General features: G+C 72.1%; 25 protein-coding genes. 14 read left to right on the top strand and 11 right to left on the bottom strand.

All coding sequences use genetic code 11. The annotated features are described in order from the left end of the window. The first annotated feature begins 23 nt into the window (after positions 1 to 23). Together KZQ38_RS00645 and KZQ38_RS00640 are read left to right on the top strand one after the other, a co-directional pair. Positions 24 to 1,577: a Na+/H+ antiporter gene (locus KZQ38_RS00645; protein ID WP_219437306.1), complete on the top strand. Its 1,554-nt coding sequence runs from the start codon at positions 24 to 26 to the stop codon at positions 1,575 to 1,577. Between the two features lie 112 nt (positions 1,578 to 1,689). Then, entirely contained in the window at positions 1,690 to 2,793 is a 1,104-nt protein-coding gene (locus tag KZQ38_RS00640; protein WP_219437304.1) for a glycerophosphodiester phosphodiesterase, read from the top strand. A gap of 7 nt (positions 2,794 to 2,800) precedes the next feature. On the opposite strand, the gene KZQ38_RS00635 is transcribed toward KZQ38_RS00640, so the two are convergent. The 6 genes from KZQ38_RS00635 to KZQ38_RS00615 form a co-directional block, all read right to left on the bottom strand. After that, positions 2,801 to 3,940, bottom strand: coding sequence for an LLM class flavin-dependent oxidoreductase (locus tag KZQ38_RS00635; RefSeq protein ID WP_219437302.1), 1,140 nt, complete (start codon positions 3,938 to 3,940; stop codon positions 2,801 to 2,803). Beyond that, a complete protein-coding gene (locus KZQ38_RS00630) occupies positions 3,940 to 4,914 on the bottom strand; it encodes an aliphatic sulfonate ABC transporter substrate-binding protein (protein ID WP_219437300.1) in 975 nt (324 codons plus the stop codon). The genes KZQ38_RS00635 and KZQ38_RS00630 overlap by 1 nt, the downstream gene beginning before the upstream one ends. Next, the gene (locus tag KZQ38_RS00625; protein WP_219437298.1) at positions 4,898 to 5,632 is read right to left on the bottom strand and encodes an ABC transporter ATP-binding protein; all 735 of its coding nucleotides are present in this window, start codon (positions 5,630 to 5,632) and stop codon (positions 4,898 to 4,900) included. The genes KZQ38_RS00630 and KZQ38_RS00625 overlap by 17 nt, the downstream gene beginning before the upstream one ends. Continuing rightward, complete coding sequence (locus KZQ38_RS00620; RefSeq protein WP_219437296.1) at positions 5,617 to 6,441, bottom strand: ABC transporter permease; 825 nt, start codon at positions 6,439 to 6,441, stop codon at positions 5,617 to 5,619. The genes KZQ38_RS00625 and KZQ38_RS00620 overlap by 16 nt, the downstream gene beginning before the upstream one ends. A 46-nt stretch (positions 6,442 to 6,487) precedes the next feature. Then, a complete protein-coding gene (locus KZQ38_RS37425) occupies positions 6,488 to 6,604 on the bottom strand; it encodes a putative leader peptide (RefSeq protein ID WP_372452194.1) in 117 nt (38 codons plus the stop codon). Between the two features lie 82 nt (positions 6,605 to 6,686). Further along, positions 6,687 to 7,976: an adenylosuccinate synthase gene (locus tag KZQ38_RS00615; protein ID WP_219437294.1), complete on the bottom strand. Its 1,290-nt coding sequence runs from the start codon at positions 7,974 to 7,976 to the stop codon at positions 6,687 to 6,689. A gap of 85 nt (positions 7,977 to 8,061) precedes the next feature. On the opposite strand from KZQ38_RS00615, the gene KZQ38_RS00610 reads away from it, so the two are divergent. The 3 genes from KZQ38_RS00610 (at position 8,062) to KZQ38_RS00600 (ending at position 9,724) form a co-directional block, all read left to right on the top strand. After that, a complete protein-coding gene (locus tag KZQ38_RS00610; RefSeq protein ID WP_219437292.1) occupies positions 8,062 to 8,739 on the top strand; it encodes a hypothetical protein in 678 nt (225 codons plus the stop codon). Positions 8,740 to 8,846: 107 nt separating this feature from the next. Beyond that, entirely contained in the window at positions 8,847 to 9,476 is a 630-nt protein-coding gene (locus KZQ38_RS00605) for an HNH endonuclease family protein (RefSeq protein ID WP_219437290.1), read from the top strand. Further along, the gene (locus tag KZQ38_RS00600) at positions 9,476 to 9,724 is read left to right on the top strand and encodes a hypothetical protein (protein ID WP_219437287.1); all 249 of its coding nucleotides are present in this window, start codon (positions 9,476 to 9,478) and stop codon (positions 9,722 to 9,724) included. Before KZQ38_RS00605 ends, KZQ38_RS00600 begins: the two co-directional genes overlap by 1 nt. Before the next feature lie 7 nt (positions 9,725 to 9,731). On the opposite strand, the gene KZQ38_RS00595 is transcribed toward KZQ38_RS00600, so the two are convergent. From KZQ38_RS00595 to fbaA, 3 genes are all read right to left on the bottom strand, one after another. After that, positions 9,732 to 10,943 carry an FUSC family protein gene (locus KZQ38_RS00595; RefSeq protein WP_308258182.1) on the bottom strand — a complete coding sequence of 404 codons (1,212 nt, stop codon included), beginning with the start codon at positions 10,941 to 10,943 and terminating at the stop codon, positions 9,732 to 9,734. A gap of 12 nt (positions 10,944 to 10,955) precedes the next feature. Continuing rightward, positions 10,956 to 11,363, bottom strand: coding sequence for a DUF3151 domain-containing protein (locus tag KZQ38_RS00590; protein ID WP_219437283.1), 408 nt, complete (start codon positions 11,361 to 11,363; stop codon positions 10,956 to 10,958). A gap of 428 nt (positions 11,364 to 11,791) precedes the next feature. Beyond that, positions 11,792 to 12,826, bottom strand: a complete 1,035-nt coding sequence (gene fbaA, locus KZQ38_RS00585; protein ID WP_219437281.1) for a class II fructose-bisphosphate aldolase — start codon at positions 12,824 to 12,826, stop codon at positions 11,792 to 11,794. 94 nt (positions 12,827 to 12,920) lie between these two features. On the opposite strand from fbaA, the gene KZQ38_RS00580 reads away from it, so the two are divergent. After that, positions 12,921 to 13,205: a DUF427 domain-containing protein gene (locus KZQ38_RS00580; protein WP_219437279.1), complete on the top strand. Its 285-nt coding sequence runs from the start codon at positions 12,921 to 12,923 to the stop codon at positions 13,203 to 13,205. Positions 13,206 to 13,304: 99 nt separating this feature from the next. Here the strand turns inward: KZQ38_RS00580 and KZQ38_RS00575 are convergent, their stop codons facing one another. Beyond that, positions 13,305 to 14,132: an LLM class F420-dependent oxidoreductase gene (locus KZQ38_RS00575; RefSeq protein ID WP_219437277.1), complete on the bottom strand. Its 828-nt coding sequence runs from the start codon at positions 14,130 to 14,132 to the stop codon at positions 13,305 to 13,307. Between the two features lie 111 nt (positions 14,133 to 14,243). Between KZQ38_RS00575 and KZQ38_RS00570 the strand changes: the two genes are divergently transcribed. Together KZQ38_RS00570 and KZQ38_RS00565 are read left to right on the top strand one after the other, a co-directional pair. Next, on the top strand, positions 14,244 to 15,188 hold the full coding sequence (locus KZQ38_RS00570; protein WP_219437275.1) for an aldo/keto reductase: 945 nt from the start codon (positions 14,244 to 14,246) through the stop codon (positions 15,186 to 15,188). Positions 15,189 to 15,256: 68 nt separating this feature from the next. Beyond that, positions 15,257 to 16,111: a short-chain dehydrogenase/reductase gene (locus KZQ38_RS00565; RefSeq protein WP_308258181.1), complete on the top strand. Its 855-nt coding sequence runs from the start codon at positions 15,257 to 15,259 to the stop codon at positions 16,109 to 16,111. On the opposite strand, the gene KZQ38_RS00560 is transcribed toward KZQ38_RS00565, so the two are convergent. Next, complete coding sequence (locus KZQ38_RS00560) at positions 16,098 to 16,385, bottom strand: YciI family protein (RefSeq protein ID WP_219437273.1); 288 nt, start codon at positions 16,383 to 16,385, stop codon at positions 16,098 to 16,100. The genes KZQ38_RS00565 and KZQ38_RS00560 overlap by 14 nt on opposite strands. 66 nt (positions 16,386 to 16,451) lie before the next feature. Between KZQ38_RS00560 and KZQ38_RS00555 the strand changes: the two genes are divergently transcribed. From KZQ38_RS00555 to KZQ38_RS00530, 6 genes are all read left to right on the top strand, one after another. Next, positions 16,452 to 17,030, top strand: coding sequence for a SigE family RNA polymerase sigma factor (locus KZQ38_RS00555; RefSeq protein WP_219437271.1), 579 nt, complete (start codon positions 16,452 to 16,454; stop codon positions 17,028 to 17,030). Between the two features lie 611 nt (positions 17,031 to 17,641). Further along, positions 17,642 to 18,538 (top strand): ROK family protein, encoded by an 897-nt coding sequence (locus KZQ38_RS00550; RefSeq protein ID WP_219437269.1) that lies wholly within the window; start codon positions 17,642 to 17,644, stop codon positions 18,536 to 18,538. Next, entirely contained in the window at positions 18,535 to 19,692 is a 1,158-nt protein-coding gene (nagA, locus tag KZQ38_RS00545; protein ID WP_219437267.1) for an N-acetylglucosamine-6-phosphate deacetylase, read from the top strand. The genes KZQ38_RS00550 and nagA overlap by 4 nt, the downstream gene beginning before the upstream one ends. 4 nt (positions 19,693 to 19,696) lie before the next feature. Then, positions 19,697 to 19,882, top strand: a complete 186-nt coding sequence (locus KZQ38_RS00540; protein WP_219437265.1) for a hypothetical protein — start codon at positions 19,697 to 19,699, stop codon at positions 19,880 to 19,882. A gap of 9 nt (positions 19,883 to 19,891) precedes the next feature. Beyond that, positions 19,892 to 20,605 (top strand): DedA family protein, encoded by a 714-nt coding sequence (locus tag KZQ38_RS00535; protein WP_219437263.1) that lies wholly within the window; start codon positions 19,892 to 19,894, stop codon positions 20,603 to 20,605. Between the two features lie 53 nt (positions 20,606 to 20,658). Next, on the top strand, positions 20,659 to 21,816 hold the full coding sequence (locus KZQ38_RS00530) for a glycoside hydrolase family 18 protein (protein WP_308258180.1): 1,158 nt from the start codon (positions 20,659 to 20,661) through the stop codon (positions 21,814 to 21,816). Positions 21,817 to 21,986: the final 170 nt, after the last annotated feature.

The raw sequence follows: 21,986 nt of genomic DNA, 5'->3' as shown, positions 1-21,986 counted from the left end.
CCATCATCACGCAAGATTGCGACATGCACGGTCCGGAACTGATCCTGCTCCTGCTGGGCGCCCTGCTGGTCACCGCGGCGGCCAGGCGGGTGGCCGCACCCGCGCCCCTGGTGCTGGTCGCGGTGGGCCTCGTGGTGTCCTTCATCCCCGGCCTGCCCGAGTTCGAGCTGGAACCCGAGCTGGTCCTCGTGCTGGTCATCCCCCCGCTCCTCTACTCGGCGGCCCTGGACAGCAGTTACCACAACATCCGGGCGAACATGCGCCCGATCGGGCTACTCGCGGTGGGGCTGGTGCTGGCCACGACGGCCGTCGTCGGCTGGATCGCGCACGTCTTCCTCCCCGACCTCCCGCTGACCGCCGCCCTCGTCCTGGGCGCGGTCGTGGCGCCGCCGGACGCGGTGGCCGCCGTGGCGATCGGCCGCCGCCTCAACCTCCCCAGGCGCACGATGACGTTGCTCACCGGCGAGAGCCTGATCAACGACGCGACCGCGCTCACCGCGTACAAGGTCGCCATCGCCGCCGCCCTCGGCGCCACGGCCACGTGGCTGGACAGCACGCGCACGTTCGCCATCGCGGCCGGCGGCGGTGTGGTGATCGGGCTGCTCATCGGCGTCGGCGTGTGCAAGATCCGGGCGGTCATGCACGACGGCGTCATGGAGAGCGCCCTGGGGATGCTGGTCCCGTTCGGGGCGTACCTGTTCGCCGAGGAACTCCAGTCGTCCGGCGTCCTGGCGGTGGTGGTCGCCGGCCTCTACATCGGCCACCAGGCCCCGAAAAGCTCCTACTACACCCGCCTCCAGGACACCGCGGTCTGGCGCTCGGTGGACGTCCTCCTGGAGTCCTTCGTCTTCGCGCTGATCGGCCTCCAGCTCAAGACCATCGTCGCGGACGTGGAGATCACCCCGGCCCTGGCCGCCGGCGCGGCCGTCGTCCTGGTCGCCACCATCCTCGTCCGCTTCGCCTGGATGTACCCCGCCGCCTACCTGCCGCGCTTCTTCTCCAGACGCGTCCGGGAGCGCGAGAGAGCGCCCGGTTGGCGCGGGGTCACCGTGCTCTCGTGGGCCGGGATGCGCGGCGTGGTGTCGCTCGCCGCCGCCAGCGCGCTGCCGCTGGAGCTGCCCGGTCGGGACGTCATCGTCTTCTGCGCGTTCGTGGTCACCGTCGGCACGCTGCTGATCCAAGGTCTCACGCTCCCGTTCGTGATCCGCAAGCTCGGGTTCCACGGCGACGAGGAGCAGGCCGACGCGTTGGCCGAGGCGCAGGTGCAGCACGCCGCCGCGCAGGCGGCCGTGGACCGCTTGAACGAGGTGATCGAGGAGGGCGACCAGACCCCCGACCACGTCGTGGAGCGGCTCCGGATGCTCGCGCAGCACCGGGGCAACGCGGCGTGGGAACGCCTCGGCAGGCAGGACGACGAGAGCCCCGCCGCCTCGTACCGCCGCCTGCGGCGCACCATGCTCGACGCCGAGCGGCAGGTGTTCGTGGAGGCCCGGGACAGCGGGCGGATCGACGACGAGGTGTTGTTCCGCGTGCTCCGCGAACTCGACCTGGAGGAGGCGGCCATCAGTCGCGAGTAGGGAGCAGTTCACCTGCCCATGCGACGTCGTTCACCCCGCCGTGACGCCGATTTCGCGACGCACCACCAGGCTGCCGCGCGTCCGTTCCGCAGATCAGCAGGGAGGTCGGCCGATGGCCCGCACGAGGATCGCCTGGGCGGCGCTGGCAGCGCTGGCGGTGGCCGGGGCGGTGACCCTGCCCCCGACGTCCGCGCTCGGCGACCGCGACACCACCGCGGCGCACCGGCCCGACGGCCCGATCGTCATCGGTCACCGCGGGGCGTCCGGTTACCGGCCGGAGCACACGCTCGCCGCGTACGAACTGGCCGCGCGCATGGGCGCGGATTACATCGAGCCGGACCTGGTGTCCACAAAGGACGGCCAACTGGTCGCGCGGCACGAGAACGAGATCGGTGGCACGACGGACGTCGCCGCGAAGCCGGAGTTCGCGTCCCGCAAGGCCACCAAGACGATCGACGGGGTCGCCGTCACCGGCTGGTTCACCGAGGACTTCACGCTCGCCGAGCTGAAGACGTTGCGCGCCACCGAGCGCATCCCCGACACCCGCCCGCGCAACACGCTCTACAACGGCCGCTACGAGATCCCCACGCTCCAGGAGGTCATCGACCTCTCCCGCCGCCTGTCCCGCGAGCTGCGCCGCGACATCGGCATCTACCCGGAGACCAAGCACCCCACGTACTTCCAGGACGCCGGGCTCGCGCTGGAGCCGAAGCTGGTCGACGTGCTCAACCGCAACGGCCTCAACCACCGGGGCGCCCGCGTGTACGTGCAGTCGTTCGAGGTCGCGAACCTCAAGGCGCTCAAGAGGCACCTGCGCGTGCCGCTGGTGCAGCTCGTCAACTCGTCCGGCGCGCCCTACGACTTCGTGAAGGCGGGCGACAAGCGCACCTACCGCGATCTGGTCACGCCCGACGGCCTCCGCGAGATCCGCACCTACGCCGCCGGTGTCGGCGCGGCCAAGGACCTCGTGATCCCGCGTGACGCCAAGGGTTTCCTCCAGGCACCCACCTCCCTCGTCCGGGACGCGCACCTGCGCGGGCTGGTCGTGCACGCGTGGACGTTCCGCAACGAGAACGCGTTCCTCCCGGCGGACTTCCGGACGTCCTCCGACTCGTCCGCCTACGGCCGGGCGTTCGACGAGTACGCGCGGTTCTTCGCCGCCGGGTTGGACGGCGTGTTCGCGGACAACCCGGACACGGCGGTGGAGAGCCGGTAGCAAGCGCTCAGCCCGACGACACCAACTCCTGCCGCGACGACGCGGCCTCCCCACCCAGGAGGCCGCGTCGCGCCAACTCCGGCCGCACCCCTTCCCCGAACCAGTACGCCTCCTCCAGATGCGGGTACCCGGACAACACGAACTCCGTGATGCCCACCGAGTGGTACTCCGCCACGAGATCCGCCACCTCGGCGTGGCTGCCGACCATCGCCGTCCCCGCGCCACCGCGCACGAGACCGACACCGGCCCACAACCCCGGGTGCACCTCCAACCCGCGCACCCCTCGCGACAGGTCACCGCCGTGCAGCGCGAGCATCCGCTGCTGCCCGACGGACTGGCTGGCGCGCAACTGCTCCTGCGCGCGCCGCACCTGCGCCGGGTCGAGCGCCGCGAGCATCTTCTCCGCCTCCCGCCACGCCTCGGCGGAGGTGTCCCGCGAGATGGTGTGCAGCCGGATGCCGAACCGCACGACGCGGTCACCGGCCAGCGCCCGCACGCGGGCGATCTTCTCGGCGACCAGCGCCGGCGGCTCGCCCCACGTCAGGTACACGTCGGCGTGCCGGGCGGCCACCGGGAGCGCTGCTTCGGACGACCCGCCGAAGTACACGTCGGGCACGGGGTCCGGCGGCGCGGAGAGCGTCGCGCCGGCGACCCGGTAGTGCGTTCCGGTGAAGTCGACCGGCCGCCCTCCCCACACCGACCGCACCACGTGCAGGAACTCGTCGGTGCGCGCGTACCGCTGGTCGTGGTCGAGCCAGTCGCCGAACCGCCGCTGCTCGACGGCGTCGCCGCCGGTGACGACGTTGAGCAGCAGCCGGCCGCGGGAGATCCGCTGGTAGGTGGCCGCCATCTGGGCGGCGAGCGTGGGCGAGATGGCGCCGGGCCGGAACGCCACCAGGAACTTGAGCCGGTCGGTGCGCGCGATCAACGCCGCGGTGGTGAGCCACGCGTCCTCGCACCACGTCCCGGTGGGGGTGAGCACGCCGGCGAACCCGTTGCGCTCGGCGGCGACCGCGACCTGCGCCAGGTAGTCGATGTCGGGGTCGCGTGGCGCGGGTCCGCCCAGGGTGCGGTTGGCGTGGAACCGCTCGACCACCGTCCGCCCGTCGCCGGAGGTCGGCAGGAACCAGTGCAGCACAACGCTCATCACTGCTCTCCTTCGAAGCGCGCGTCTTGGAAGCGCGTGTCCACGAACTTCGCGAAGTCGACCCGACCGGGCAACGTCCCGTCGGCGGTGAACGCGTCGGCCAGCCGCTGCTCGGCGTCGACGACCTCGGCGTCCAGGGGCACCGGGAGGTCCGGGCCGCGCGCCGTGGCGGCCCGCGCCACGTCCACCTTCAGCCCGGTCTCCGCGGCCCACGCCTTCGCCCACTCCTCGCGGTGCGTGTCGGCCCACCGCTGCGCTTTGGCCACGCGACTCAGGAATTCCCGCATCGCGGGTGTTTTCCCGTTGTCGCCCAAGGCGGATCTCCCCGCCACGTAGAACGTGTACCCGCTGGCGCTCCCACCGCTTCCCCGCCCGTCGGCGAGGACGCGCGCACCCGTTTCCAACAACGCCTGCGACGTGTACGGGTCCCACACCGCCCACGCGTCGACGCGCTTCTGCTGGAACGCCGCGTAGGCGTCGGACGGCTGGAGGAAGTTCAGCTCCACGTCCCTGGTGGTGAGCCCGGCACCGGTGAGGGTGGTCAGCAGTTGGCCGTGCGCCGAACTCCCCTTGGCCACGGCGATGCCGCGACCCGCCAGGTCCTCGACGCGCCGCAGCGGCGAATCGCCGGGCACCAGGACGGCGTCGCCCTCGACGCTGCCCTTGGCGGCCTGGACGACGGCGATCTTCGCATCGGCCGCCGCCGCGAAGATCGGTGGCGTGTTCCCGACAGCACCCACGTCGATCGCGCCGGCGGACGCGGCTTCCAGCAGCGGTGGTCCGGAGGTGAACGTCGACCACTCGACCCGGTGGGGGAAATCGGCGAGCAGGCCGGCCGCCGCGAGCAGGGTCCGCGAATTCCCCTTCTGGTCCCCGATCCGCAACGCGCCGCTCTCCGCCCCGTCCGCACCGCAACCCGCGACGAACCCCAGCACCAACCCCAGCACCAGACCGGCTTCACGCAGCTTCGGCATCGTCCACCCCCAGGTCCGCCAGCACCGCGACACGCAGATCCGCGAAGGACGACCGCCGACGCGGCCGGTCGAGGTCGACCACGTGCGAGGCCGTGATCCGACCCGCGTCCAACACCACCACGCGATCCGCGAGCAGCAACGCCTCGTCCACGTCGTGCGTCACGAGCAACACCGTCGGCCGGTGCTCCCGCCACAACTGCTCGACCAGCCGGTGCATCGCGAGCCGCGTCAACGCGTCCAGCGCGCCGAACGGCTCGTCCAGCAGCAGGAGATCGGGTCGGCGCACCAACGCCCGCGCCAGCGAAACCCGTTGCGCCTCACCGCCGGACAACGTCAGCGGCCAGGCGTCGGCCCGTTCCGCCAACCGCACCTCGGCCAACGCGCGCTCCGCGACCACGCGCCCGTCGACTTCCCGCAGCCCCAGCACCACGTTGCGCCACACCCGCCGCCACGGCAGCAACCGCGGCTGCTGGAACGCCACGGACACCCGCCGCGGCACGGAGAACCCACCCGCCACGTCGGCGTCCAACCCGGCGAGGACGCGCAGCAGCGTGGACTTCCCGCTCCCGGACCGCCCGAGCAACGCGACGAACTCGCCGGGCGCGATCTCCAGGTCGACCCCGTCCAGCACCCGCCGCCACTCCCCGGGCCGGATCCTCCTGCCCACCGCGACCGGGAACTCCTTGACCAGACCCCGCACGCTCACCGCGCCTGCCACCGCAGCACCCTCCGCTCCACCGCCCGCACCAGCGCGTCCGTGGTCAACCCCAGCAACGCGTAGACCAGCAGCCCCACCACGACGACGTCCGTGCGCAGGAACTCGCGGGCGTTGTTGATCAGGAACCCGATCCCGGCGTCGGCGTTGACCTGCTCGCCGACGATCAGCGACAGCCACGCCGCGCCGAGCGCGATCCGCAGCCCCACCAACGCCTGCGGCACCGCCGCCGGCAGCACCACGTGCGCGATCCGCTCGTACCGCGTGCACCCCAGCACCCGCGCGGCCTCCAGCAGCGCCGGGTCGGTCTGCCGGATGCCCGCGTGCAGGTTCAGGTAGAGCGGGAACGCCGCGCCGGCCGCGACCAGCGCGAGCTTCGGCTCCTCGCCGATGCCGAACCACAGGATGAACAACGGGATCAACCCGAGGTGCGGCAGCGTGCGCAGCATCTGCACGGGCGGGTCGACCAGCCGCTCACCCCAGCGCGACAGACCGGACACCAACCCGAGCACGCCGCCCATCGCGGCCCCGGCGAGGAATCCGGCGGCGACCCGACCCGACGACACCAGCAACGCGTCGCCGAGTTGGCCGTCCAACGCCAGCGACCAGCCCGTGACAAGCACGGTCGCCGGTGACGCGAGCTTGTCCTCCGGCAGCACGCCGGTGGCGCTCGCCGCCTGCCACAGCAGGACCAGGGCGAGCGGGCTCAGCCACCGCGCGAGGTCGGGCAGTCGCCTGCCGGGTGGTGCGCCGCCACGCGGCGCCGCGGCGGTTTCCGGGCGCGCGACGGCGCCCGTGGTGGAAATCGACACGATTTCTCCCGGGGACACCGGTTCTCGGACGGGGGACGAGGGTCCGTCAGCGGGTGCGACAGATGGCGCTCGCCTGCCGCCCGAGGTCGACGTGCAGGCGGGCCACCAGGATCTCGCAGCCGCTCATGCAGCCGAGTTTTCGGCGCGGTGCGGGAGAAGTCAACGACGGGCGGTAACCGTCCCGGATGCTGAAAGTGCCTCCCCTCCCGAGCTGGTCGGGCGGGGAGGCACTTGTCGAAGGGGGATCAGGCCAGCACGTCGTGGCGCACGATCGTCTCGTCGCGGCCCGGGCCGACGCCGATCGCCGAGATGCGCGCACCGGAGATCGACTCCAGGTGCTCCACGTACGACCGCGCGTTGGCGGGCAGCTCCTCGAACGTCCGGCAGTGGCTGATGTCCTCGAACCAGCCGGGCAGCTCCTCGTACACCGGCACGGCGTGGTGCACGTCGGTCTGCGTCATCGGCATCTCGTCGACGCGCTCGCCGTCGATCGTGTAGCCGACGCACACCGGCACCTTCTCCAGGCCGGACAACACGTCCAGCTTGGTGAGGAAGAAGTCGGTGATGCCGTTGACCCGCGCCGCGTACCGGGCGATGACCGCGTCGAACCAGCCGGTGCGGCGGGACCGCCCGGTGGTGACGCCGAACTCGCCGCCGGTCTTGCGCAGGTGCTCGCCCATGTCGTCGTTCAGCTCGGTCGGGAACGGGCCGGAGCCGACGCGCGTGGTGTACGCCTTGAGGATGCCGATGACGGTGGTGATGCGGGTCGGCCCGATGCCGGAACCCGCGCTCGCGCCGCCCGAGGTGGGGTTGGACGACGTGACGAACGGGTAGGTGCCGTGGTCGACGTCGAGCAGGGTGCCCTGCGAGCCCTCCAGCAGGACCGTCTCGCCGCGCTCCAGCGCCTGGTTGAGCAGCAGGCGGGTGTCGGCGATGCGGGACGCGAACCGCGCGCCGTGCTCCAGCACGCTGTCCACGACCTGCTCGGGGTCGAGCGCCTTGCGGTTGTAGACCTTGACCAGCACCTGGTTCTTGAAGTCCAGGGCGGCCTCGACCTTCTGCCGCAGGATCTTCTCGTCCAGCACGTCCTGGGCGCGCACGCCGACGCGGGCGATCTTGTCCTGGTAGCAGGGCCCGATGCCGCGGCCCGTGGTGCCGATCTTGGCCTTGCCCAGGTAGCGCTCGGTGACCTTATCGATGGCCACGTGGTAGGGCATGATCAGGTGCGCGTCGGCGGAGATCAGCAGGCGGGACGTGTCGACGCCCTGCTGCTCCAGGCCGGACAGCTCGTCGAGCAGCACGCCGGGGTCGACCACGACGCCGTTGCCGATCACGCTGGTGACCTCGGGCGTGAGGATGCCGGAGGGGATGAGGTGCAGGGCGAACTTCTTGCCGTCGGGCAGCACGACGGTGTGCCCGGCGTTGTTGCCACCCTGGTAGCGGACGACCCACTGGACGCGCTCACCGAGCAGGTCGGTGGCCTTGCCCTTGCCCTCGTCGCCCCACTGGGCGCCGATCAGCACTACGGCCGGCATGTGAAACTCCAACGGTTCGACGGGTAAGAGCGGAGCTTACGACGGCTGGGCCGTCACTTGCCGGTGGTTGAGGGTAGACCAGGAGATGAACGTGCGCGGAATCGTGTTGGCCTGCGGAAACTCGCAGTCGCCGTTGATCACGGACGGTGACCGGATTGAGGTGCGGGAGGTGCCCTCCCGACCCGGAAAAGCCGAGGTGGACCCGGTTTTCGCGGATCTTGGTGACGGACGTCTCATCGTGCACGGCACGGACGCGGACCTCAACGCCGTGGTGCTGCGGCTGCTGCGCACCGAGCGGCTGGCCGACGTCGCCGTGGGGTACGTGCCGGTGGACCCCGACTCCGCCGCCGCGGCCCTGTGGGGCATCCCGACCGACGCCGGTCGGGCGGTGGACCTCGCCCTGTCGGGCGACCCCGACCGGGTTTCACTGGTGCGGGACGACGTGGGTGGCGTGCTGCTCGGCCGGGGTTCCCTCGGGCCGGTGCGCGGGGTCGGGTACGCGGACGACACGGTGGTGCTGCGGGGTCAGGCGAGCCGGATCGACGTGACGCCCGATCCGGACAACGGGCTCGGCCTGCTGGTGAGCGTGGTCCACAAGAGGCTGTTCATGACGAAGTCGCGCACCACGGAGGGCCGCGCGTTCCAGCTCGGCTGCCTGCCCGTGGAGGTGCGCATCGATGGTTTCGCGCACCCGCGCCCGATGAACAAATGGACCTGGTACCGCCACACGGAGGATCTTCGCCTGGTTCGTGGATTGCAGTGACAAAGGGTTCGCGCAATCGCCACGGAGGTGACACCCGGCGGCATTGTCATGGCCGGAAAATTGACCCAAGGTGAATCCGACAGCTTCCCACCAGGAAGGTCGGAATCATGTTATCGGTCGTCAAAGCCGCGTCGTCCTCCCTCCTCGCCGGTGCGCTCGTCCTCGGCCTCGCCACGTCCGCCGCGGCCACCCCGCCCGGCATCCCCGGCACCGCCACCGCGCAGGCCGAACTCGCGGCGCTGGCGGTCGCCGGCGAGGGCTCGATGACCGGTTACTCGCGGGACAAGTTCCCGCACTGGTCCACCGTGTCGGGCGCCTGCAACACGCGGGAGACGGTGCTCAAGCGGGACGGGACGAACGTCGTGACCGATTCGAGCTGCGCCGCCACGTCCGGTAGCTGGTACAGCCCGTACGACGGCGCCACCTGGCGCGCCGCGTCCGACGTGGACATCGACCACGTCGTGCCGCTGGCCGAGGCGTGGCGTTCCGGGGCGGCGGCCTGGGGCACGGCGCGGCGGGAGTCGTTCGCCAACGACCTGGGCGGGCCGCAGCTCATCGCCGTGACGGACAACGTCAACCAGGCGAAGGGCGACCAGGACCCGGCCTCCTGGAAGCCGCCGCTGACCTCGTACTGGTGCACTTACGCCAAGATGTGGGTGCGGACGAAGTACCGGTGGGGTTTGACCGCGGACGCCGCGGAGAAGTCCGCGTTGCAGTCGATGCTCGGGAGGTGCTGATGGCCGACTACTCGTCACCGCTGGTCGCCGGACCCGGGGGCGTGATGACCGACGAGGTCGGCGTCGTCACGGGTGACCTGGAGCTGCGCACGTCGCTGGTCGGCGGGGTGCTGCGGGCGAAGGTGCGTTACGAGGGGGCGGAGGAGTGGTACGCCGTCACGGGCGCCGCGTGCCGGGTCGCCGATCCCCGCGACCACGCCGCCGTGCACCAGGTGCTGCACGGCGTGCTCCACCGCCCTCTCGGCTAGTCGCGCGTCACTGGGCGGCCCCGCCTTCACCGGGTTCGGGGCCCGCCTCGCTCGGGCCTGCGTCGTCGGGTCTCCCCGCGCCCGGTCCCGCCGCGTCGCCGACCGCTGCCGCGCCGGCCTTCGCGCCCCCTCCGGTGCCGTTGCCGTCCTTGCGCGTCAGCGGCGGCAGCGACTCGGCTGCTTCGGCGCGGTTCAGGCCGGTGGCCTGCAACAGGTCGACGGCCACCGAGCGGACCTGCGCGAGCACCACCCGCGTGGAGAAGCCCTCCCCGCCGAGCTGGTGCGTCGTGGCCACCGCCGACGCGTCCCGCACCGCGGCACGTGCTCCGATCGGCTCGTCGCCACGTGCCAGTTCGGCGCGCAACAGGTCCACCGCGCCCGCGTACTGCCGCAGCACCTCGGGCAGGTTGTCGGGCATCCGCTCGCCGTCCCGCAGCCCGGCCAGCGCCCGGCGGGCCAGCACGCGGGTGTTGCGCAGGGCGTAGTCGATGGGTGCGGCGGTCGCCTGGTAGCGCCCCAGCTCATCGCGCCGCCGCCACCGGATGGGCGCGATGGCGGCGATCTCGCCGCCGGTGCGCAGCGCGGTGGTGTACTCGTCCAACGCCGCCTGGCTGCCGCGCAACCGGGCCAACACACCCGCCGCCGCGACGGTGTCCCGCTCGGCGACCGCGGTGGCCATCCCGCGCAACGCGGCGGTCAGCTCGCCGAACACCACCTTGCCCTGGCGGTGCGCGACGGTCAGCGGGTTCGCCGGCAACAACGCCGCCACCGCCAGCCCCACCAGGCCGCCGACCAGGGCGTCCACCATGCGGTCCAGCCCGCCGCCCGCGCTCGGCGGCAGCAACGTCGCCACCAGCACCGCCGACGAACCGGACTGGAGCGCGATCACCGCGCCACCGTCCAGCAGCACCGCCGCGGACATGGCCAGCGCGACCACCAGCGCGATCTGCCACGGGCCGGAGCCGATGAGCGCGATGAGGACGTCGCCCACACCCACCCCGACGGCCACCCCGACCACCAGCTCCACCACCCGCCGCAGCCGCTGCCCGAGCGAGACCCCCAGGCAGACGACGGCGGCGATGGGCGCGAAGAACGGGCGCGCGTGGCCGACGACGGACGTCGCCACCAGCCACGACAGCCCGGCGGCGAGCCCGGCCTGCACGATCGGCAGGGCCGTGGCGCGCCACCGGTGCAGCCGGCGCGTCAGCTCATCGCGCACGGCGCCCACGGGTCAGCCCAGGCCGAGCGCGGCGGGTGCGGCGGGGTCGCTGTCGGCGAGGAACTTGGTGCAGCGCTCGTGCTCCTCGGTCTCGCCGATCTCGTCGGCGGCCCGCGCCAGGGCGGCCAGCGCGCGCAGGAAGCCCTGGTTGGGCCGGTGCGACCACGGGATGGGCCCGTGCCCCTTCCAGCCGCTGCGGCGCAGCTGGTCGAGGCCGCGGTGGTAGCCGGTGCGGGCGTAGGCGTAGGCGGCGATGGGGTCGCCCGTTTGGAGGGCGCGTTCGGCGAGCAGCGCCCACGCCTCGCTGAAGTCCGGGTGGGCGCGGACGATCTTCGCCGGGTCGGTGCCCGCCTCGGCGGCGGCCTGCGCCTCCGGCCGGTCGGGCAGCAACGTCGGGTCGGGACCGAGCAGGTTGGTCATGACCTCAGGATAGGAATACCCAGCCCTCCGCAGCGACCAGCACACCCCTCCCCGCCGCCGGCAGCCCCCGGCCGGCAGCCCCGCCAGCAGCCCGCCGGCAGCCACCCCCGCTCCCCGCCCTCGCCTCCGGCAGCCGCCCCCGCCTCCGGCAGCCGCGCCGGTCCCGGCCTCCGGCAGCCACGCCGGTCCGCGCCTGCTCGCCCGCTCCACGCTTGCGGACATGCCTCGCCGAATCTTTCAGGCAGGCTTCCTGAAAGTTCCGCGTGGCTATCTATCAGGCAGGCTCCCTGAAAGTTTCGGTGCGCGGCGTTCTCGGCGCGCTCCGGCGCGCTCCGGGTATGCGAAAGGGGCGGGGTCCGTCGGACCCCGCCCCTCGCGACCTCGGCTCAGCGACCTTGGCCCAGCGACCTCGGCTCGGTGACCTCGGCTCAGCCCGCGATCATGCGGCCCGAGGACTTCAGGTGCTCGCACGCCTGGGCGATGCGCGCCGCCATCCCCTGCTCCGCCGCCTTGAGGTAGCTGCGCGGGTCGTACGCCTTCTTGTTGCCGACCTCGCCGTCCACCTTCAGCACGCCGTCGTAGTTGGTGAAAAAATGACCCGCGATCGGCCGGGTGAACGCGTACTGCGTGTCGGTGTCGATGTTCATCTTGATCACGCCGTACGAGACCGCCTCGTGGATCTCCTCCAGCAGCGAGCCCGAACCACCGTGGAAGACCAGGTCGAACGGCTTCGAGCCGGGCGCGAGGCCGAGCTTCTCGGCGACCACGTCCTGACCCTGCTTGAGGATCTCGGGCCGCAGCTTCACGTTGCCCGGCTTGTACACGCCGTGCACGTTGCCGAACGTCGCGGCCACCAGGTAGCGGCCCTTGTCGCCGGTGCCCAGCGCCTCCACCGTCTTCAGGTAGTCCTCGGGGGAGGTGTAGAGCTTGTCGTTGATCTCGTTAGCGACGCCGTCCTCCTCGCCGCCGACGACACCGACCTCGATCTCCAGGATGATCCGCGCCTTGGCGGCGGCGGCCAGGAGGTCGGCGGCGATCTTCAGGTTCTCGTCCAGCGGCACGGCGGAGCCGTCCCACATGTGGGACTGGAACAGCGGGTTCTCGCCCCGGTCGACGCGCTCCTGGCTGATCGCGATCAGCGGCCGGACGTAGCCGTCCAGCTTGTCCTTGGGGCAGTGGTCCGTGTGCAGCGCGATGTTCACCGGGTACTTGGCGGCGACCACGTGCGCGAACTCGGCCAGCGCAACCGCGCCGGTGACCATGTCCTTGACCTTGGTGCCGGACGCGAACTCGGCACCACCGGTCGAGATCTGGATGATGCCGTCGCTCTCGGCCTCCGCGAAGCCGCGCAGCGCCGCGTTGAGCGTCTCGGACGAGGTGACGTTGATCGCGGGGTAGGCGAACTCGTTCGCCTTGGCCCGGTCAAGCATCTCGGCGTAGACCTCGGGGGTTGCGATGGGCATCGGTGGTCCTCCTCGGGTGCCCGGAACGCGGTAACGCGCAGCATCCTACGGGCACCACCCGGCAGCGGAAGTTGATCACCGGCATAGTGGTCTCATGGCGATCGCACGGTGGAACGGCGAGATCATCGCCGAGAGCGACAAGACCGAGATGGTGGAGGGGAACCACTACTTCCCCCCGGAGTCGGTGCACACCCAGTTCCTCAGGCCGTCGGACACCACGTCCACCTGCCCGTGGAAGGGCTCCGCGAACTACTACACGCTGCACGTCAACGGCCAGGACAACCCGGACGCCGCCTGGTACTACGCGGAACCCAAGGAGGCCGCGGCCAACATCAAGGGCCACGTCGCCTTCTGGCGGGGCGTCGAGATCTCCGACTAGCCGGACGCGGGCGGTGCGGCGGGCTTCCGCGCCGCCGCACCGCCACTCCACGGTCCACCAGCGCACCGCGGGCGGGGCCGGTACCGAGGTGCCGGACGCTCAACCCACCAGGGCGGCGGCCAGCTCGCGGAACTCGGGGGACGACTCCCGGCGGGTGCCCAGGAGCTGCACGGACACGTGGTCCGCGCCCGCCTCGTGGTGCTCGCGCACGCGACGGGCGACGCGCTCCGCGTCGCCCCACGCCACCAGGGCGTCCACCAGCCGGTCGCTACCCCCGTCCAGCAGGTCCTCCTCGGTGAACCCGCCACGCAGCCAGTTGCGGGTGTAGTTCTCCAGGGTCAGGTAGAAGCTCAGACCTTCGCGGGCCGCGGCTCGGGCCACCGCCGGGTCCTCCTCCAGCACCACGTGCTGCTCGGGCGCCAGTACGGTGCCCGCGCCGATGGTCTCCCGCGCCTGCGCCGTCTGCTCGGGGGTCACCAGGTACGGGTGCGCGACGCTGGTCCGCGCCGCCGCCAGGCGCAGCACGCGCGGGCCCAGGGCGGCCAGGGCGAGGCGGTCCCGGGGGACGTCCAGCTCGTCCAGGTAGTGCACCAGCTTCTGGTACGGGCTGTGATAACGATCACCGACCTTCTCCCGGTGCCCCGCGCCGACGCCGACCAGGAACCGGTCGGTCCACGCCAGCTCGCGGTACCCCGCGTTGACCTCCGCCGCGGGCGTGGTCCACACGTTCAGGATGCCGGTGGCGATCACCAGTTCCTCGGTGGCGTCGAGCAGTTCGCGGACCAGGTGCAACACGCTCGCGTCGGGCGCACCGCCCAGCCACAGCGCGCGGAACCCGAGCCGTTCCAGCTCGGCCGCCTCCGCGGCGCGGCCCTCCCACTCCGACGCGATCGCCCACACGCCGACCCTGCCCAGCTCAACGGTCATTTCGACCCCTCTCGAAATCTCCGGTCGACCACTGGCAACCGGCGCGTCCCACCATTTAGTCCTGGCTTCGGGGTTCGGCGCGACCCCACTCCGTGAGGTTACGTTCGCGGCATGACGAAACTGGGAACCAGTGACCTGGACGTGTCCCGCCTCAGCCTCGGCGGCAACGTGTTCGGGTGGACGGCCGACGAGGAGGCGTCGTTCGCCGTGCTCGACGCCTACACCGAGGCGGGCGGCAACTTCGTGGACACCGCCGACGTCTACTCGGCCTGGGGTGACGGCCACGTCGGCGGCGAGTCCGAGACGATCATCGGCAAGTGGCTGCGGTCCCGCGGCAACCGGGACCGGGTCGTGGTGGCCACGAAGGTCGGGATGCTCAACGTGGGCGGCCTGGACAACCTCAAGGCGGAGACCATCGCCACGGCGGCGGAGAACTCGCTGCGCCGCCTCGGCGTCGACCACATCGACCTGTACTACGCGCACCAGGACGACGCCGACACGCCGCAGGAGGAAACCCTCGCGGCGTTCGACGCGCTGGTCCGGGCGGGCAAGGTGCGGCACGTCGCGGCGTCCAACTTCACCGCCGACCGGCTGACCTCGGCGCTGGCCGTGTCCGAGCGCGAGGGTTTCGCCAAGTACGTCGCGTTGCAGCAGCACTACAACCTGGTGGAACGCGGTTACGAGGGCGAACTCGCCGAGGCCGTGGCGAAGGCCGGGCTGTCGTCCGCGCCGTACTTCTCGCTCGCCAAGGGCTTCCTGACCGGCAAGTACCGGCCGGGCGTCGAGGTGGAGAGCGTGCGCGCGGGCGGTGCGTCGGCGTACCTGGACGAGCGCGGCCTGCGGGTGCTGGCCGTGCTGGACGAGGTGGCCGAGGCCCGCGGGACGACGGTGGCCGCGGTGGCGTTGGCGTGGCTCGCGGCGCAGCCGACGGTGGCCGCGCCGATCGCCAGCGCGCGCACCGTGGAACAGCTCGCCGACCTGCTGCCGGTGCTGGAGCTGGAGCTGACCGCGGACGAGGTGGCCCGGCTGTCGGCGGCGAGCGAGCCCGTTGCTTAACTTGCCAGTAGCTTACTGACGGTAAGGCGCGTTACGGTGACCTCCTGGACCCGTTCGAGGAGGTCACCGTGGACGTTTCGGGCAAGGTCGTCCTGATCACCGGCGCGGCGAGGGGCATCGGGGCGGAGGTCGCCGGACGGCTCGCCGCCGGTGGCGCGCGGGTGGCCCTGGTCGGGTTGGAGGGCGACCTGCTCCGCCAGGTCGCCGAGCGGTGCGGTGGCCGGGCGTGGGAGGCCGACGTCACGGACTGGAAGGCCCTGGAGACCGCCGTGGCGGGCGTGGTCGACCACTTCGGCGGTATCGACGTGGTGGTGGCCAACGCGGGTGTCGCGGCCACGGGCTTCGTGCGTTCCATGGACCCCGTCGCGTTCGAACGGGTCATCGAGGTCAACCTGCTGGGCGTGTGGCGCACGGTGCGCACGTGCCTGCCGCACCTGATCACGAGTCGCGGCTACTGCCTCGTGGTGTCGTCGCTCGCGGCCATCGCGCACATCCCCGGCAACGCGGCCTACTCGGCGGCCAAGGCGGGTTGCGAGGCGTTCGCGGACAGCCTGCGTGCCGAGGTGCGGCACCTGGGGGTGGACGTGGGCGTCGCCTACTTCTCGTGGATCGCCACGGACATGGTCGACAGCGCCGACGAGCACCCCGTGTTCGGGCCGATGCGCCGGGGGATGCCCGGGTTGGCGGGCCGGAAGTACCCGGTGTCCGCCGTCGGCAGGGCCGTGGTGCGCGGCATCGGGCGACGGGCCCGTGCCGTGCACGTGCCGGGTTGGGTCGGTGCTTTGCGGTTGGTCCGGGCCTTCACGCCACGCGTGGTCGACCGGCAGGCGGCGGGCCTCGTGCCCGCCGCGGACCGGGTGATGGCCGAGCGCGACCTGTCCGGGCTGGTCGGTCCGGGCGGCCGGGCGGTCAGGCGTCCTTGAGCCAGACGCCCATGACGGCCTGCCACTCGTGCACGCGCGTCTCGGCGACCACGCCGGCGGGCGTGTACGGGTCGGCGGCCAACAGGCCGGCCAGCTCGTCGGCGTCGGCCGCCTCGTACACCAGCACCGCGCCCGACTGGTCGGTGTACGGGCCGGACACCAGCAGCTTGCCGCGCTCCACCAGCGACGCCAGGTACTCCCGGTGCGCGGGTCGGACGGCGAGCCGCGCGTCCTCGTCGTCACCGAACACCAACTCGACCAAGAACCGGGCCACGTGCCACCTCCGCGAGACGCCAACGCCGCACCCGACGCTACCGGCCGACCAGGTACCGTCATTCGCGTGGTCGGTTCGGGACAGAACAGCGGCGGCATCGCGCGTGTGCAGGACACGCTGACGAACTTGCGCATCCAGGACGGTGTGGCCCCGGCCCCGTCCGGTCCGCTCACCCTGGAGGACCTGTACCGGCAGCACCGGATGCGGTTGGTGCGGTTGGCGCTGCTGCTGGTCGACGAGCCCGCCACGGCGGAGGACGTCGTGCAGGAGGCGTTCACCGGGCTGCACCGGAACTGGTCCAACCTGCGTGACGCGCAGGCGGCCGTGGGTTACCTCCGGACGGCTGTGGTGAACGGCTCGCGGAGCGTGCTGCGGCGGCGCAAGACGGCCCGCGACTACACGCCGCCGCACGTGGCGAACGCCCGTTCCGCGGAGAGCCTCGCGATGCTGACCGCCGAGCACCAGGCGGTCGTGGCAGCGCTCTCCCAGTTGCCGCCGCGACAGCGGGAAGTGCTGGTGCTGCGGTACTACGGGGATTTGTCGGAGGCGGAGATCGCCGAGGCCACGGGCATCTCGAAGGGCACCGTGAAGAGCACGGCGAGTCGGGCGCTGGACGCGTTGCAGAGGATCATGGCGGCTCGTTAGCGGGCTGCGGAAAGCGCTTTCCGGGAGAGGCGCGCGACCTGGTCGGGTCGCGCGCCTCTTTCGCGTGCGTGGGGGACGGACGGGGGCAGGGGACGGCGGCGCACGGGGCGGCGGGTTGAGGTCTGCGGGCGAGCCGGGGCAGGGGCGGACGGGGCGGCAGCGGACGGGGTCCGCGGGCGAGGCGGGGCAGGGGCGGCGGACGGCCGGGTCGAGGTCTGCGGGCGGGCGGGGGCGCAGGGGGCGGCGGCGAGCGGTGGTTGGGGCAGCGGCGGTTGGGGGGCGGCGGTTGGGGGGCGGCGGTTGGGGGGCGGCGGTTGGGGGGCGGCGGTTGGGGGGCGGCGGTTGGGGGGCGGCGGTTGGGGGGCGGCGGTTGGGGGGCGGCGGTTGGGCAGCGGGTTGAGGTCCGGGGACGAGCGGCGGGTGGGGCGGGGGCGGGGCCGGCGAGTGGGTGGCGAGTGGTCCCGAGGGGCGTCGGAGGGGCGTGTCGCGGCCTCGCGAACGTGGGCGCGGAGGGTGCGCGGACGTGTACCGGGTGGGGGAATCGGGCACTTGGTATAGACCAATGGTGGTTGGATGCCGCACTATCGGACCTCGTGGCGCGCACTAGACACGTGATAGCCGTCGATGTCGGCGGAACCGAGACCAAAGCTGCCCTGGTGGCCGGGACATCCCTCGACGTCCGGGCGCTGCGCCAACGGCGGCGGGCGACGACGCGGGACGCCGATGCCGTGGTCGAGGACGTGGCCCAGCTGGTCGACGAGCTGCGCGCCGGGCACGACACCGACGTCGAGGCCGTCGGCCTCGTGGTGCCGGGCGTCGTGGACGAGGACTGCGGCATCGGGGTCTACTCGGCCAACCTCGGCTGGCAGGACTACCCGTTCCTCAAGGAGGTCGAGGCCCGGACCGGGCTGCGGACCGCCTTCGGGCACGACGTGCGCGCGGGCGGGCTCGCCGAGCTGCGCATCGGCAACGCGCGGGGCCTCCAGAACGCGGTGATCATGCCGATCGGCACCGGCATCGCGGCGGCCCTCGTGCTGGACGGGCGGATCTACCGCGGTGACGGCAGCGTCGGCGAGGTCGGGCACGTGGACGTCGGCCACGGGGACCCGTGCGGCTGCGGCCAAACGGGTTGTGTCGAGGCCAGGGCCTCGTCCGCGGCCATCGCCCGCCGGTACGCCGAGCGGACGGGTCGTCCGGTGCGCGGTGCGGCGGACGTGGCGAAGCAGGTCCGGGCGGGCGACCCGGACGCGGTGGTGGTGTGGCAGGAGGCGGTGGACGCCCTCGCCCGGGGCATCTTGCTGGTAGCGGCTCTACTGGGCCCCGAGGCGGTGGTGCTGGGTGGCGGTCTCGCGCTGGCCGGACCGCTGCTCACGGACCCCTTGCGGGACCGGCTGGACGGGTTGATCACCTTCCAGCGGCGTCCGGAACTGCGGCTCGCGGCGCTGGGCGACGAGGCCGGATGCCTCGGCGCGGCGCTGCTGGCCATCGACATGCTGGAGGAGAGATGAGCACGTGGGGTGGACCGGTGGACGTGACCCTGACCGGTGGTCGGGTCGTCACGCCCGACGGGGTGCTCGACCGCGGTTGGGTCGTGGTGCGCGACGGTCTGATCGCCGCGGTGGGCGATGGAGCGCCGCCGGACGGTCCGACCACCGAGATCGGTGACGGCTGGCTGGTGCCGGGCTTCGTGGACATCCACTGCCACGGCGGTGGCGGTGAGGCGTTCACCAGCGCCGACCCGGAACGGGTGCGCCGGGCCGCCGCCGCGCACCGCAGGCACGGCACGACCACGATGCTCGCGAGCCTCGTGTCCCGCCCGATCCCCGAACTCGCCGACCAGGTCAAGGCGCTCGCCGAACTGGTGCAGGACGGCGTGGTGGAGGGCATCCACCTGGAGGGGCCGTTCCTGTCCGCGGCCCGCTGCGGCGCGCACGACCCCGCCATCCTGTGCCCGCCGGACCCGGCGTCGATCGACCAGCTCCTCAAGGCCGGTCGCGGCGCGGTCCGCATGGTGACCATCGCACCCGAGCTGGAGCACGCGGTCGACGCGGTCCGCCGACTGGTCGACAACGATGTCCTGGCCGCGATCGGCCACACGGACGCCACCGAAGCCCAGATCCGGCCCGCCGTGGAGGCCGGAGCGACGGTGGCGACGCACCTGTTCAACGGGATGCGCCCGCTGCACCACCGGGAACCGGGCCCGATCGGCGCGCTGCTGGACGACGAGCGGGTCACCGTGGAGCTGATCTGCGACCTGGTGCACCTGCACCCGACCGCCGTGCGGCTGGCCGCGCGGCACGCGGGCGTCGGCCGGACCGTGCTGGTCACCGACGCCATCGCGGCGGCGGGCGTGGGCGACGGCGTGTACGACGTGGGCGGGCTGGAGGTGCGCGTCGTGGACGGCGTGCCGACCCTCGCGGGCGGCGCGTCGCTGGCGGGCAGCACGCTCACCATGGACGCCGCCTTCCGCAACGCCGTGCAGTCGTGCGGCCTGTCCGTGCCGGAGGCGGTGCACGCGACCGCGACGCGGCCGGCGCAGCTCCTCGGCCTCGCGGGCAAGACGGGCGAGATCAGGTCGGGCACGTACGCCGACCTCGTGGTGCTGGACGCCGACCTCAAGCCGCTGGAAGTGATGAGCCGCGGCGCGTGGGTGAAAGACTGAGTTCGTGCCAGACGAGCAGGAACGGCTGGTGGCCGACGCGCTGCGCGCGCAGGCCACCAGCAGCGGCGGCCTCCCCGTGCCGGCGGTCCGCCCGCCGGGTCGCGTGCTCGGCGCGGGGTGGGTGCTGGTGCTCGCGGTGCTGCTGGGGCTGGCCGCGGGCACGGTCGTGGCCGTGGTCACCCTCCGTTAAGGCTGTACCGTGGGCCGCGTGACGGTCTCGCTCGCCTCCGCTTCGCTCGCCATCGGCCCGGAGTGGCTCAAACCGCAGCAGCTGCTCGAAGGTCTCGGGCCGTACATGCTCGTCGGCCTGTGCTTCATCATCTTCGCCGAGTGCGGGCTGCTGGTCGGGTTCTTCCTGCCCGGCGACTCGCTGCTGTTCACGGCGGGCCTGTTCGTCGCCAACGGTCTGCTGGACTACCCGCTGTGGCTGGTGTGCCTGCTGCTGACGGTGTGCGCCCTGGTCGGCAACATCGTGGGTTACTGGATCGGCTACCGCGCCGGGCCCGCGTTGTTCAACAAGCCGGACTCGAAGATCTTCAAGAAGGAACACGTCGACAAGACGCACGAGTTCTTCGAGAAGTACGGCGCGCGGGCGATCGTGATGGCGCGGTTCGTGCCGATCGTGCGGACGTTCATCACCGCGATGGCGGGCGTGGGCCGGATGGACGCCAAGAAATACTTCACGTACTCGCTCGCGGGCGGTATCGGCTGGGCGGCCGGGTTGACCGTGCTCGGCTACTTCCTCGGCCAGTTCTCGTTCGTGCGCGACAACATCGAGATGATGTTGATCCTGATCGTGCTGATCTCGGTCATCCCGATCATCATCGAGGTCGTCAAGGCCCGGCGGGAGAAGAAGTCCCTGCCGCGGCAGGAGGCCGACGACATCACGCAGCAGATCCGCCGCATCGACTGATTCGACCGGGCGGCGGTTGTCCCCGCCCGGCAGTGGTCTGTACCAGTTGAGGGGTGCTGCGCAACGCGTTGGCCGCCTGCGCGGCCCTCCTCCTGGTGATGACGGGCACGGCCGCGCCCGCGACGGCCGGTCCGCGGCCCGTGGTCGGCGCCTACTACGGCAACTGGTACAGCGGGTCCAAGCCCATCTCGGCGATACCGTCGGACACGCCGATCACGCACCTGTTCTACGCGTTCGCGACCATCGAGAACGGCAAGTGCGTCGTCAACGCGCCCACGGCGGCCAAGGACTTCGCCGACATCCTGGACCTCAAGCGCCGCAAGCCCTCGCTCAAGGCGTTGATCTCCATCGGTGGCTGGGGCGCGGGTGGTTTCTCCGACGCGGCCCTGACGCGCGAGTCGCGGCAGGCGTTCGTCGCGTCCTGCGTGGACCTGTTCTTCACCCGCCACGCGGGTGTCTTCGACGGTGTGGACGTCGACTGGGAGTTCCCCGTCTACGGCGGTCCGACCGAGATCACCGACCGGCCGCAGGACCGGCACAACATGACGTTGCTGGTGCGTGAGTTCCGCCGGCAGCTCGCACGCGGCACGCTGGTCACCGCGGCGCTGCCCACCGGTCGCCTCCAGACCGACGGCCCGTACGACCCGGCCCGGAGCTTCGACCTGGGCGCGCTCGGCCGGGACCTCGACCTCGTCATGCTGATGACCTACGACATGGGCACCGGGTTCTCGCCCGTGGCGACGTTCAACGCGCCGCTGCGCGAGGTGCCGGAGGACCCGCTGCCCGCCGCTGACCGCCGGTGGAACAACGTGGCCGGCGCGGTCGACTACTACCTGCGCCACGGCGTGCCCGCGCACAAGCTGGTGCTCGGCACGCCGTTCTACGGCCGCGGCTTCCAGGTCCGCGCCGAGGGGCCGGACCACGGGTTGTACCAGCCGTACGACAGCACGTTCTGGGTCAACGGTTACGACGACGTGCAACGCCTGCGGGCCACGCCCGGGTGGAGCGAGCACTGGCACCCCGTCGCGCGGACGCCGTGGCTCTACAACGCGGCCGAGCGGAAGTTCGTCAGCTTCGAGAACCCACGGTCCATCGGCATCCGCGCCGAGTACGCCGAGCGGCGTGGGTTGCGTGGTGCGTTCATGTGGGAGCTGGGCAACGACGACGCCCGGCACAGCCTGCTGAACGCGTTGAGCCGACCGTTCCGCTAGGGCCTGCGAAACTTTCAGGGAGCCTGATAGTTACCGCCCCACCCGACCGCCGCCTTCGCCGCGCCAGGCGGGGCGATCCCGGGAGCCGCCGCCGCACCAGCCGGGGCGGCCCCGGAAGCCGCGGCCCTACGAAACTTTCAGGAAGCCTGCCTGATAATTAGCACCCCGGA

This window comes from Saccharothrix obliqua, assembly GCF_019375475.1.
Classification (GTDB): domain Bacteria; phylum Actinomycetota; class Actinomycetes; order Mycobacteriales; family Pseudonocardiaceae; genus Actinosynnema; species Actinosynnema obliqua.
This window is presented reverse-complemented; position numbering and strand designations above follow the sequence as displayed.

Excerpts from the sequence above, each read along its gene's own strand:
- KZQ38_RS00645 (WP_219437306.1), top strand. The coding sequence starts at position 24 with ATGCACGGTCCGGAACTGATCCTGCTCCTGCTGGGCGCCCTGCTGGTC.
- KZQ38_RS00640 (WP_219437304.1), top strand. The coding sequence starts at position 1,690 with ATGGCCCGCACGAGGATCGCCTGGGCGGCGCTGGCAGCGCTGGCGGTG.
- KZQ38_RS00635 (WP_219437302.1), bottom strand. The coding sequence starts at position 3,940 with ATGAGCGTTGTGCTGCACTGGTTCCTGCCGACCTCCGGCGACGGGCGG.
- KZQ38_RS00630 (WP_219437300.1), bottom strand. The coding sequence starts at position 4,914 with ATGCCGAAGCTGCGTGAAGCCGGTCTGGTGCTGGGGTTGGTGCTGGGG.
- KZQ38_RS00615 (WP_219437294.1), bottom strand. The coding sequence starts at position 7,976 with ATGCCGGCCGTAGTGCTGATCGGCGCCCAGTGGGGCGACGAGGGCAAG.
- KZQ38_RS00610 (WP_219437292.1), top strand. The coding sequence starts at position 8,062 with ATGAACGTGCGCGGAATCGTGTTGGCCTGCGGAAACTCGCAGTCGCCG.
- KZQ38_RS00605 (WP_219437290.1), top strand. The coding sequence starts at position 8,847 with ATGTTATCGGTCGTCAAAGCCGCGTCGTCCTCCCTCCTCGCCGGTGCG.
- KZQ38_RS00600 (WP_219437287.1), top strand. The coding sequence starts at position 9,476 with ATGGCCGACTACTCGTCACCGCTGGTCGCCGGACCCGGGGGCGTGATG.
- KZQ38_RS00590 (WP_219437283.1), bottom strand. The coding sequence starts at position 11,363 with ATGACCAACCTGCTCGGTCCCGACCCGACGTTGCTGCCCGACCGGCCG.
- fbaA (WP_219437281.1), bottom strand. The coding sequence starts at position 12,826 with ATGCCCATCGCAACCCCCGAGGTCTACGCCGAGATGCTTGACCGGGCC.
- KZQ38_RS00580 (WP_219437279.1), top strand. The coding sequence starts at position 12,921 with ATGGCGATCGCACGGTGGAACGGCGAGATCATCGCCGAGAGCGACAAG.
- KZQ38_RS00575 (WP_219437277.1), bottom strand. The coding sequence starts at position 14,132 with ATGACCGTTGAGCTGGGCAGGGTCGGCGTGTGGGCGATCGCGTCGGAG.
- KZQ38_RS00570 (WP_219437275.1), top strand. The coding sequence starts at position 14,244 with ATGACGAAACTGGGAACCAGTGACCTGGACGTGTCCCGCCTCAGCCTC.
- nagA (WP_219437267.1), top strand. The coding sequence starts at position 18,535 with ATGAGCACGTGGGGTGGACCGGTGGACGTGACCCTGACCGGTGGTCGG.